General features: G+C 75.5%; 12 protein-coding genes. 9 read left to right on the forward strand and 3 right to left on the reverse strand.

What is annotated here, in order from left to right; genetic code table 11:
- The first annotated feature begins 633 nt into the window (after nucleotides 1-633).
- From QZX64_RS02165 to QZX64_RS02185, 5 genes are read left to right on the forward strand one after another with little or no spacing between them, the layout of a single operon-like run.
- Complete coding sequence (locus QZX64_RS02165; protein ID WP_295656567.1) at nucleotides 634-1,590, forward strand: hypothetical protein; 957 nt, start codon at nucleotides 634-636, stop codon at nucleotides 1,588-1,590.
- The gene (locus QZX64_RS02170) at nucleotides 1,587-2,198 is read left to right on the forward strand and encodes a DUF4129 domain-containing protein (protein ID WP_295656570.1); all 612 of its coding nucleotides are present in this window, start codon (nucleotides 1,587-1,589) and stop codon (nucleotides 2,196-2,198) included. The genes QZX64_RS02165 and QZX64_RS02170 overlap by 4 nt, the downstream gene beginning before the upstream one ends.
- Nucleotides 2,195-3,307 carry a DUF4350 domain-containing protein gene (locus QZX64_RS02175; RefSeq protein ID WP_295656571.1) on the forward strand — a complete coding sequence of 371 codons (1,113 nt, stop codon included), beginning with the start codon at nucleotides 2,195-2,197 and terminating at the stop codon, nucleotides 3,305-3,307. The genes QZX64_RS02170 and QZX64_RS02175 overlap by 4 nt, the downstream gene beginning before the upstream one ends.
- Complete coding sequence (locus QZX64_RS02180; protein ID WP_295656572.1) at nucleotides 3,304-4,290, forward strand: MoxR family ATPase; 987 nt, start codon at nucleotides 3,304-3,306, stop codon at nucleotides 4,288-4,290. The genes QZX64_RS02175 and QZX64_RS02180 overlap by 4 nt, the downstream gene beginning before the upstream one ends.
- A gap of 13 nt (nucleotides 4,291-4,303) precedes the next feature.
- The gene (locus QZX64_RS02185; RefSeq protein WP_295656574.1) at nucleotides 4,304-5,596 is read left to right on the forward strand and encodes a DUF58 domain-containing protein; all 1,293 of its coding nucleotides are present in this window, start codon (nucleotides 4,304-4,306) and stop codon (nucleotides 5,594-5,596) included.
- Here the strand turns inward: QZX64_RS02185 and QZX64_RS02190 are convergent.
- On the reverse strand, nucleotides 5,593-6,429 hold the full coding sequence (locus tag QZX64_RS02190; RefSeq protein ID WP_295656577.1) for an FHA domain-containing protein: 837 nt from the start codon (nucleotides 6,427-6,429) through the stop codon (nucleotides 5,593-5,595). The two genes, QZX64_RS02185 and QZX64_RS02190, sit on opposite strands and share 4 nt — an antisense overlap.
- On the reverse strand, nucleotides 6,426-6,677 hold the full coding sequence (locus QZX64_RS02195) for a hypothetical protein (protein ID WP_295656579.1): 252 nt from the start codon (nucleotides 6,675-6,677) through the stop codon (nucleotides 6,426-6,428). The genes QZX64_RS02190 and QZX64_RS02195 overlap by 4 nt, the downstream gene beginning before the upstream one ends.
- A 64-nt stretch (nucleotides 6,678-6,741) precedes the next feature.
- Between QZX64_RS02195 and QZX64_RS02200 the strand changes: the two genes are divergently transcribed.
- From QZX64_RS02200 to QZX64_RS02210, 3 genes are read left to right on the forward strand one after another with little or no spacing between them, the layout of a single operon-like run.
- Complete coding sequence (locus QZX64_RS02200) at nucleotides 6,742-7,629, forward strand: DICT sensory domain-containing protein (RefSeq protein WP_295656580.1); 888 nt, start codon at nucleotides 6,742-6,744, stop codon at nucleotides 7,627-7,629.
- Nucleotides 7,630-7,631: 2 nt separating this feature from the next.
- Nucleotides 7,632-8,891 carry an NAD(P)/FAD-dependent oxidoreductase gene (locus QZX64_RS02205; RefSeq protein WP_295656582.1) on the forward strand — a complete coding sequence of 420 codons (1,260 nt, stop codon included), beginning with the start codon at nucleotides 7,632-7,634 and terminating at the stop codon, nucleotides 8,889-8,891.
- The gene (locus QZX64_RS02210; RefSeq protein ID WP_295656583.1) at nucleotides 8,888-9,307 is read left to right on the forward strand and encodes a hypothetical protein; all 420 of its coding nucleotides are present in this window, start codon (nucleotides 8,888-8,890) and stop codon (nucleotides 9,305-9,307) included. Before QZX64_RS02205 ends, QZX64_RS02210 begins: the two co-directional genes overlap by 4 nt.
- A gap of 13 nt (nucleotides 9,308-9,320) precedes the next feature.
- Here QZX64_RS02210 and QZX64_RS02215 read toward each other — a convergent pair whose 3' ends face one another.
- On the reverse strand, nucleotides 9,321-10,316 hold the full coding sequence (locus tag QZX64_RS02215) for a stage II sporulation protein M (RefSeq protein WP_295656584.1): 996 nt from the start codon (nucleotides 10,314-10,316) through the stop codon (nucleotides 9,321-9,323).
- A 25-nt stretch (nucleotides 10,317-10,341) separates the two neighbouring features.
- Here QZX64_RS02215 and QZX64_RS02220 point away from each other — a divergent pair.
- On the forward strand, nucleotides 10,342-10,839 hold a 498-nt coding region (locus QZX64_RS02220; protein ID WP_295656586.1), incomplete at its 3' end, for an RDD family protein.

Here is a 10,839-nt window from a genome sequence, read left to right on the forward strand (position 1 = left end):
TGGTACCGCGTGCTGGTCTGTTCTCGACACGTCCCCCGGGTGAGGCCGTCCCGCCTGTCTCTCCGCCACCTCGTTCGACCCCCGCGGTCGGGCGTGTCGCGCGTTTCGCACGGCATTCGGCGCAGGTCGTCGAACTCTTGCTGGGTGGCGCCCGACGGTTCGTCGGGCTGATCGGGTCTCCCTGGCACCGCACACGACCGGGATGAACAGCCGTGGATGTCAGTGGTGCGGCCGCGCACGGCGACCACTGATCCATCCGGAGACACGATTCAGCAGTCAAGTGGTGCGGCGCACCCCGGCGACCCGCCGGAGCAACCTGGATATCTTGACAGAGGTCGCGCCCGACACCAAATCCGATCGGGGGCGCCCGCTCGCCGCCCGACGGGCGGAGGGCGGAGCCGGGCTGGTGCCGGTCTGCGAGGATGGCCGCCGCAGCGAGTCGGGAGCAACAGTCGGGGGTCGGGCATGTCTGGTCAGGGCGAGTTCCCGCCCCCGGGAGCCGGTGCGGGAAGCTCCGAGCCGACCCAGCCGATGCATCCCGCGCCCGGGCACGGCCAGTGGCAGCCGGGCCAGTGGCCGCCGGCGTCCTACCCACCCCCTCCTCCTGGCTGGCGCCCGCCGGGCCAGGCGCCGATGGGCGCCGCGCACAAGCCCGGCGCCCTCCCCCTGCGGCCGCTGGGCCTCGGCGACATCTACGACGCGGCGTTCAAGATCATCCGCTTCAACCCGCGCGCGACGGTGGGGTCGGCCGTGCTGGTCGCGGCCGTGTCGATGGCCATCCCGGTGCTCATCACCGGGGGGTTCAGCGTGGCGGTCGACCTCTCCCTCGACGCGTCCGGGTCGGGCGAGCCGACCACGGCGGAGATCGCCGGGCTTCTCGGCGCTGGAGGCTCGCTCGTCCTCGGCACGGTCCTGCAGTCGATCGGGCTGATCCTGGTCACCGGCATGATCGCCCGCGTCTGCGCAGCCGCGGCGATCGGCACGCGGCTCGGCCTGGTCGAGGCGTGGCAGGAGACCCGCGGCCGTCGCTGGCGGCTGATCGGACTCACGGTCCTGCTCGCCCTGATGCTCACCGTCCTGATCGGCGTGTACGCCGGCTCGTGGGTGCTGGTCGTGCTCTCCGCCGACCGGACGTTGCCGGTGGTGCTCTACGGCCTCGTGAGCGTCCCGGTGTTCCTGGCCTGCCTCGTGTGGTTCTGGATCAGGCTCTACTACCTGCCCGTGCCGGCCCTGATGCTCGAGGACGTCGGCGTGGTCGGCGCGATCCGCCGCGGCCATGCGCTGACACGGCGCCAGTTCTGGCGCACCTTCGGCATCGCGCTGCTGACCGTGGTGGTGGCGCAGGTGGCCGGCAGCATGCTCTCCCTGCCCGTCTCCTTCCTCGGCCAGGGCGCCATGCTGGCGGGGGCGCCGCCGGAGTGGGCGCTCTTCCTGCTGGTGCTCAGCCAGGCCCTCGCCTCCGTGGTGGCGGCGGCGTTCGTGTCGCCGTTCACCGCGACGGTCACGTCGTTGCAGTACCTCGACCAGCGGATGCGCAAGGAGGCGTACGACGTCGAGCTGATGACCCGGGCAGGGATCCGGGTCCCGTGACGAGAAGCCTGCCCCTCGCACCGCTCGACCCCTCCCCCGACGAGGCCCGGTCGCTGCTGCGCCGTGAGCTGCTCCGGCCGGAGTACAACGACCAGGACCTCCTCGGCCGGCTGCTCGACTGGCTCCAGCGCACGCTGGACCGCGGCCTCGACGCCGCCTCCCGGGTGCCCGCGCTGTCCACCTTCGTCGCGATGCTCGTCCTCTGCCTGCTCGTCCTCGCGCTGGCCTGGCTCGTCAGCCGGGCCCGTGGCTCCGCGGCCGCCGACCGGGCAGCCGGTCCGGTGCTGACCGACGAGCGCGTCAGCGCTGCCGAGCTGCGCGCCCGCGCCGAGGCCGCCCTGGCCGAGGGCCGGGCGGACGACGCGCTCGTCGACGGCTTCCGGGCGCTCGCCGTACGCCAGGTGGAGCGAGGCCGCCTTCCCGAGGCGCCGGGCACCACCGCGCGCGAGGTGGCCCGCGACCTCGGTGCCGCCGTGCCGGCGCTCGCGCCCCGGGCCGAGGAGGCCGCCACCCGCTTCGACCTCGTCCTGTACGGCGGCCGCCCGGCCACCCGGGAGCAGGCCGTCTCCGTGCTGGCGCTCGACGACGACCTGGTGGGCGTGCGGTGAGCAGCGGGGGCTGGCAGCGGCACCGCTCCACCCTGCTGATCGCCGGCGGGGTGCTGGCGGCCCTGCTCGTCGTCCTGCTGCTCGGGACGCCGGGCAACCGCACCGCGGCACGGCTCGACCCTGACAACCCCGGCCCCGACGGCGCCCGCGCGCTCGGGAGGGTGCTCGCCGACGAGGGCGTCGACGTGCGGGTCGTGCGCGGCGCCGACGCCTTCGACGACGAGACCGTCGACGCGGGCACCACGGTGCTGGTGACCTCCAGCGACCAGCTGGGCGACAGCACGACCCGTCGGCTGCTCGACCACGCCTCCCCCGGCCTGCTCGTCGTCGCCGAGCCCGGCATCGGGGTCGTCGGGGCGCTCGGGGTGTCGTCGCTGCCGACGACGGTCAGGCCGGACGGCGACGTCGACGCCGGCTGCGACGAGCCCGCCCTGCGCGACCTCGACATCAGCATCGAGAGCGGCCAGGCCTTCGCGGAACCGGGCTGCTTCCCCACCGCCGAGGGCCGGCTGCTGACGCGGCCCACCGACGCGCTGGTGCTGCTCGGCGCAGGCGACGTCCTGGCCAACGACCAGGTGCTGGTGGCGGACAACGCCGCCGCGGCGCTGCGGCTGCTCGGCGAGCGGCCCCGCCTGGTCTGGTACGTCCCGTCGTACGCCGACCTCGTGGGGGACGACGGCGTCAGCGTCCGCAGCCTGCTGCCGGCCTGGTTGCTGCCGGCCGGGTGGCTGCTCGGGCTCAGCACGGTCGCCCTGATGCTCTGGCGAGGTCGGCGACTCGGGCCGCTGGCCACCGAGCCGCTGCCGGTGGTGGTGAAGGCGGTGGAGACCACCCAGAGCCGCGGGCGGCTCTACCGGCGCACCGGCGACCGCGCGCACGCCGCCGCAGCGCTGCGGCGCGCGAGCCGGAGGTCGGCGGAGACCGCGCTGCGGCTGCCGCCCGGCGACCTGGGTGCCCTGGTGCCCGCGCTCGCCGAGCGCACCGGACGCCCGCCCGAGGAGCTGGCCCGGCTGCTCGACCACGACGGTCCCCCGCCGGCGTCCGACCCCGACCTGATCCGCCTGGCCAGCGAGCTGGCCGCACTCGACAGAGAGGTACGCCGCACATGACCCACCCATCCCAGGAGGCGCTGCGCCACGACGCCGGCGACGCGCGCGAGCGACTGGCCGCCGTACGCACCGAGGTCGGCAAGGTCGTCGTCGGCCAGGACGCCGCCGTGTCTGGGCTGCTCGTCGCGCTCCTGACGGGTGGCCACGTGCTGATGGAGGGCGTGCCGGGCGTCGCCAAGACCCTGCTGGTGCGCACCCTGGCGGCGTCCCTGGACGTGCAGACCCGGCGCGTGCAGTTCACGCCCGACCTGATGCCCGGCGACATCACCGGCTCGATGGTGATCGAGGGAGCCCGCAGCGAGCTGGCGTTCCGCGAGGGCCCCCTGTTCACCAACCTGCTGCTCGCCGACGAGATCAACCGGACCCCGCCGAAGACGCAGTCGGCCCTGCTCGAGGCGATGGAGGAGGGCCAGGTCTCCGTCGACGGCGTCTCGCGGCCCCTCCCCCGGCCCTTCCTCGTCGCGGCGACCCAGAACCCCGTGGAGTACGAGGGCACCTACCCCCTGCCCGAGGCCCAGCTCGACCGCTTCCTGCTCAAGGTGGTGCTGCCCGTGCCCGACCGGGCCGCCGAGCTGGAGATCCTCAGCCGCCACGCGGCGGGCTTCGACCCGCGCGACCTCGGCGCGGCCGGGGTGTCCCCGGTCGCGGGGGCCGCCGACATCGCCGCCGGCCAGGCGGCCTGCCGGTCGGTGCAGGTCTCCCCGGAGGTGGCCGGCTACATCGTCGACATCGCCCGGGCGACCCGGCAGTCGCCGTCGCTGTCGCTGGGGGTCTCCCCCCGCGGCGCGACGGCGCTGCTGCGCGCGGCACGGGCCTGGGCCTGGCTCACCGGTCGTGACTTCGTGACCCCGGACGACGTCAAGGCCCTGGCCCACGCGGCCCTGGTGCACCGGCTCGGGCTGCGACCGGAGGCCGAGCTCGAGGGCGTCGACGTCGGCGCCGTGCTGTCCTCCGCGCTGGGCTCGGTGCCGGTGCCGCGATGAGCCGGAGGGCCTGATGGCGATCACCGGACGCGTGCCGCTGCTGCTCCTGCTGGGGCTGGTGCCGGTGGTGCTGCGACCCGGCATGGGCACGGTGTGGCTGTGGGTGCTGGCCGTCTCGGTGCTCGTGCTCCTCGACTGGGCGCTCGCGCCGCCGCCTCGGACCGTGGCGATCACCCGGCGCCCGCCCGGCACCGTGCGGCTGGGCACGCCCGCGACCTCGGAGCTGGTGCTGACCACCGGGCGGGAGCGGACCGTGCACGCGACCGTGCGCGACGCCTGGCAGCCCAGCGCCGGCGCCACCGCCAACCGGCACCGGGTGCGCGTCTCCCGCGACCGCGGCGCCCGGGTCGCGACTCCCCTGCTGCCCGTACGCCGCGGCGACCTGGCCGCGTCCGGGGTGACCGTGCGCACCGTCGGGCCCCTCGGCCTCGCCGCCCGCCAGGCCACCCTCGACGTCCCCGGCACGGTCCGCTCGCTGCCTCCGTTCGACTCGCGCAAGCACCTGCCGTCGCGGCTGGCGCGGCTGCGAGACCTCGACGGCCGCTCGGCGGTGCGGGTGCGCGGCCAGGGCACGGAGTTCGACTCGCTGCGCGAGTACGTGCGCGGCGACGACGTCCGCTCGATCGACTGGCGCGCGTCGGCCCGCAACCGCGACGTCGTGGTGCGCACCTGGCAGCCCGAGCGCGACCGCCGCGTGGTGCTGGTGCTCGACACCTCCCGCACCTCGGCCGGCCGCGTCGAGGACGTGCCCCGCATCGACTCGGCGATGGACGCCGCGCTGCTGCTCGCGGCGCTGGCTGCGCGGGCCGGCGACCGCATCGACTTCGTCGCCGGCGACCGGCAGGTCCGCAGCAGGCTGCGCTCGACCGGCGCGCGCGACGTCGCCGCGACGTTGCAGGAGTCCATGGCCGACCTCGAGCCGGTCATTGCGGAGGCCGACTGGCGTGCCCTGGCCGGGGCGGTCACGGCGCTGGGCCGGCAGCGCGCGCTGGTCGTGCTCCTCACGCCGCTCGAGCCCACGTCGGTGGAGGAGGGCCTGCTGCCCGTGCTGCCGACCCTGACCCGGCACCACCGGGTCGTCGTCGCCTCCGTGCAGGACCCCGCCCTCACCGCCATGGCCGCCCGGCACGGCGATGCCGCCGAGGTGTACGACGCGGCGGCCGCTCAGCAGGTGCTGGCCCGGCGCCGACACACCGCCGACCTGCTGCAGGCGCTCGGCGTCGACGTGGTCGACGCGCCGGCGGCCGGGCTGCCGCCCGCGCTGGCCGACCACTACCTCGCGCTCAAGGCGCGCGGCCTGCTCTAGCCCCGGTGCCGCGGCGGCTGGGGCACCTGGTGACCGAGCTCGCCCCCGATGCGACCACCGAAGGGGCGGCCGTGGTCGGCGAACTCCTCGCGGGCGTAGATCAGGGTGTGGTCGCCGAGGTCGACGCGGGTGCCGGTGCGCAGGATGCTCGACGCCTTGGGCGCACCGTGCACGCGGACCACGCCGTCGACCGCGTGCACCACCCACTCGTCGTTCTCGTCGTGGCTGATGCGGGCGTGCACCGGGGCCAGGCCGCCGAGCACCACGTCGCACGTCTCGGACGACCCGATGGTCAGGCCGTCGTGCAGCCAGTAGGTGGGCAGCCACCGTGACCGGTCGACCGGGCCGCGGGCGTGCACGAGGCGTGCCTGCCCACCACCGGCCGGGTCGTGCGTGGTCGTCGCCCGGCGACGGGGACGACGCTGCATCGTCGGGGCGATCGGCCACAGCGTCGGGGCCGGCAGCAGGCCGGCGTCGGGCAGGACGGGCGCCGTACGACGGGCCCGCGAGCGTCCCGCGGTCCAGGCGCCGCGCAGGCTGCCGAGCCGGACGCGGCGGGTCCCGGTGAGACGCCGCTGCCACCACGGCGCCGACACGGCTCCGAGCGTGACCAGGTGGGTGCCCCCGTGCTCGACGCGCACCTGCACGCCCTGGGCAGCCAGGCCCTGGGCCAGGGCCCGGACGGCGACGGCGTCCCCGGCGCCAGCGAAGGCGCCGGGGTCGTCGACCTCGAGGACGAGCCGGTTGTCGCGCCCGGTCATCCGGCCGTGCACCGTCGCGGCTCCCGGTCGCTCCAGCTCCAGGACCAGGTCGGCCGCGACGCGCAGGCTCACGCCCCGCTCCGGTCCGGTGCGCTCCCTCCGTGCTCGCTCGTGGTGATGGTGAGCGTGCCGTTGAGCTTCCACGTGGCACGCGGCGCCCGGGGGCCGGTGTCGCGCGGCACCTCGACGGCCATGTCCTCGAAGGAGTAGTGGATGGCTGCCTCACGACCGGTGAGGAAGCTCCACATGCGCTGGCCGAGATCGGTCCAGTCGACCACCTCGTTGCTCGCTCCCGTCTCGGGTCCACTGCTGATCGACACGACGCCTCCAGATTTCTCGGTCAACACCTTCCTCAACAGGTTGTTGAAGAACTATGGTCAGAACATGAACACATCGTCGAGGTTTTCGCAAGGGTCCGACGCAGGGGAGTCGGCCCTGACGATCGGCGACCTCGCCGACCGCACCGGGATCAGCCCCGCCACGCTGAGGGTCTGGGAGCAGCGGCACGGCTTCCCCTGCCCCACCCGGCTCGAGAGCGGGCACCGCCGCTACGCCGAGTCGGACGTCGAGGGCGTGCTCGCCGTCGTGCACCGTCGTGACGCCGGGGTGCGCCTCGACGTGGCCATCGAGGAGATGACGCGCGCCGCCGGGCGGGCGGCCGCACCGCGGTCGCCGTCGGTCTACGCCACCCTGCGCAGGCGCCACCCGCACCTGGCGACCCACCAGCTGAAGAAGTCCACGCTGCTGGCGCTGTCGTGGGCGATCGAGGACGAGTTCTGCGCCAAGGCCGACCGGGCGCACATCTTCGGCGCCTTCCAGACCACGAGCCGCTACGCCCCGGCGCGGGCTCGGTGGGTCGAGCTGGGCCGGGTGGCGACCTCCGCGTTCGTGTTCGCCGACTTCGACCAGCCGTCGACCGGCGGCAAGCCCGTGGAGGTGCCGCTGGCCCACGACGCCCCGATGCGCCGCGAGTGGACCGTCGTGTGCGACTCCACCGACCTGCCCGTGGCGCTGACGGCGTGGGAGGTGCCCCTGCAGTCCGGTGTGCCCGACGCCAAGCGCATCTTCGAGTCGATGTGGACCGTCGAGCCGACCGCCGTCCGCGACGCCGCGCGCGTCTGCGCGCAGGTGGCCGGGGCGGTCGCCCCCGACCGGGCGGCCCCGGTGCTCTACGACCTCGCCTCGCAGCCGGCCACCGGCGTCGCCGACCTCGCCTCGGTGACCGCGATGTTCAACCGCGTCGTCGCCTACGTCGACCGCTTCGGCTCCTGACGGTGGACCGCCGTGACGTCGTGGTGGTCGGCGCCGGGCTGGCCGGTCTCCAGTGCGCCCGCGACCTGCTCGCGGCCGGGCGGGACGTGCAGGTCCTCGAGGCGGCCGACGAGGTGGGCGGCCGGGTGCGCACCGAGGAGGTCGACGGGTTCCTCCTCGACCGGGGGTTCCAGCTCCTCAACCCCGCCTATCCCGCCGTACGCCGCCTCGTCGACGTCGACGCGCTCGGGCTCCAGCAGTTCGGCGCCGGCGTCGCGGCCCGGCTCGACGACGGGCTGCAGGTGCTCGCCGACCCGCGTCGCGAGCCCCGGCTCGCCGCGACCACGGCGCGTGCGGTGGCGTCGCGCCCCGGTGAGCTGTGGGCCCTCGCCCGCTGGACCGCTCCCCTGCTCCGCGCCTCCGTCGGCCGTGACCGGCTGGGCGCGCGGCTGGAGGACCGGGTCCACGGCACCCTGCGTGACTCCCTCGACCGGGCCGGGCTCGGCGGCACGCTGCGGCGGGTGGTCGACCGCTTCCTCACCGGGGTCGTCCTCGACGACGAGGGCGGCACCGCCGCGGCGTACGCACTGCTCCTGGTGAGCGCCTTCGCCAGCGGCACCCCGGGCCTGCCCGCGCAGGGCATGCGGGCGCTGCCCCGGCAGCTGGCCGGCCACCTCGGGGGCCGGATCCGGCTCGGAGCCCGGGTGCGGTCGGTGGCGCCGACCGCGGGCGGCTTCCACGTCGCCGTCGACGGCGAGACGCTGCGCGCCCGGCACCTCGTCGTGGCCACGGGTCCGCGGGAGGCGGCTGGGCTGACCGGCACCGGCAGCCTGGACGTCCGCGGCGTGGTCACCCAGTGGTTCGCCACCGACGACCCGCCCACCGGCTCCGACCTGCTGCACGTGGACGCCCGGGCCCGCGCCCGCGGCCCCGTGGTGAACACCGCCGTCGTGTCGAACGCCGCACCGACGTACGCACCGGCAGGCCGGCACCTCGTGCAGGCCTCGGCCCTGCTGCGCCGCGGCGGCGCGGCGCCCACCGGCGAGGAGATGGAGCGGCACGCCGCCGAGCTGCTGGGCACCCCCGGCGCCCGCTGGGAGACCGTGGCCCGCCACGAGGTGCCCGACGCGTTGCCCGCACAGCCGGTGCCGTTCGTGGAGCGGCGCCGCGTCGCCGTCCGCGGCGGGATCGTCGTGTGCGGCGACCACCAGGACACCGCGTCCCTCCAGGGCGCGCTGGTCAGCGGCGAGCGGGCCGCCCGCGCCGTGCTCGCCGTGTCGTGAACGTCGAGCCCTCGCTGCTGGCGTACACCCTCGCCGCGGCCGGCCACGCGGCCTTCCAGGTGACGGTGACCGCGCTGGTCTACCCGGCGCTGGCGCGCGTCCCGGCCGACCGCTGGCCCGAGGCGCACGGGCGCCACAGCCGCACCATCGCTCCGATCGTCGGCCTGCTGTACGGCGCGCTCGTGCTCACCGGCGGCTGGACGCTCGCGGCCGGCCCGTCGTCGTACGCCGTCGTCGCCGTCGCGCTCGCCGCCGGCTGCATCGCGGTCACCGCGTTCCTCGCCGCGCCCACCCACGGCCGCCTGGCGGAGCCCGAGCCCGCCCTCCTGCGGAGGCTGCTGGCCGTCGACCGCGTGCGGGCCCTGCTGGCGGTCGCCTCCCTGGCCGCGGCGCTCGCCGCGCTCCTCACGGGGTGACGCCGGCGCGACGTCAGGCCTGGGTGGCCACGCGGTCCTCGAGCAGCGCGGCGTCGAGGTCGCCGGTGGCGCCGCGGTGGTACGCCGCGCGACCGGCCACGAAGACGTAGGCGAGGAAGACCAGCTCGGCCACCACGCCGATGCCGACGCGCGCCCAGGTGGGCAGCCCGGACGGCGTCACGAAGGCCTCGATGACGCCGCTGACGAACAGCACCGCGACCAGCCCCAGCGCGACGGTGCCGGCGGTGCGGCCCTCGCGGGCCAGGGACTGGGCGCGCGGCAGCGACCCCGGCTCGACCCACGACCAGAACAGCCGCAGCCCGACACCGCCGGCGACGAACACCGCCGTCAGCTCCAGCAGCCCGTGCGGGAGGATCAGGCCCCAGAAGTGCCCGGCATGGCCGTGCCGGGTCATGATCGAGCCGATGATCGCCAGGTTGGCGACGTTCTGCAGGAGCAGCCAGACGACCGGCGCCCCGAGGGCCCCCAGCGCGATGCACAGCGCGGCCACCCACGCGTTGTTGACCCACACCTGGGCGGCGAAGTGCGACGCGGCGTACTGGCTGTAGTAGCCCTCGAAGTCCTCGTCGACGAGCTGGTCGACCTCGTCGGGGGTCAGCAGTCCCTGCTCGACGTCGGGATTGCCCAGCAGCCACCACATCATCACCGCGACGACCACGACGTTGGCCGCGAACGTGCCCAGCCACCACCAGCGGAGCCGGTAGAGCGCAGCCGGGAAACGCTCGGTGAAGAAGGCGAGCACCCCGCGCCAGGTCGTCGACCGGGTGCCGGCCGACTTGTTGCGCGCCCGGGACAGCAGGGCGGAGAGGTAGGCGACCAGCGCGGCGTCGGGGGCCGAGGTGCGCACGACCGACAGGTGCGTGGCGACCTGCTGGTAGCGGTCGACCAGCTCGTCGCCCTCGGCACCGGTGAGCCGGCGGCGCTTCGTGAGCTCCTCGAGGCGGCGCCACTCGTCGTGGTGTGCCATCACGTAGGCGTCGAGGTCCACGCCCACCACCCTATGCTGGCCCGCGATGGCCGAGCCCGACCTGCGGACCGCCGCGGCGCCCGAGCGCGCCGCCTACGCCGCCCTGACCACCGACGACCTCGTCACCGGGGAGGCCGTCGCCCTCGACCTGCGCCCCGCCGGACTGCCGTCGCGGCTGCTCGCCGGGGTGATCGACGCGGTCGTCCTGCTCGTCGGCCTGCTGACGCTGGGGGTCCTGGCCACGACGGTGGAGACACTGACCCGCGGCAAGTCGCTGGGCAAGTGGGCGATGGGGCTGCGCGCCGTGCGCGACGACGCCGGCCCGATCACCTTCCAGCACGCCTTCGTGCGCGCGCTGATCGGCTTCGTGGAGATCTACGCCTTCTCCGGGGCGCCCGCCTTCTTCTCGGCGATGCTGAGCTCGCGTGGCAAGCGCCTGGGCGACTACGCCGCGGGCACCTACGTCGTCCGCGACCGCGTGCGCCTCAGCCTGCCCCACCCCGTGGAGATGCCGCGCGAGCTGGCGACGTGGGCCCGGTCGGCC

This window comes from uncultured Nocardioides sp., from assembly GCF_902805925.1.
Lineage (GTDB): Bacteria > Actinomycetota > Actinomycetes > Propionibacteriales > Nocardioidaceae > Nocardioides.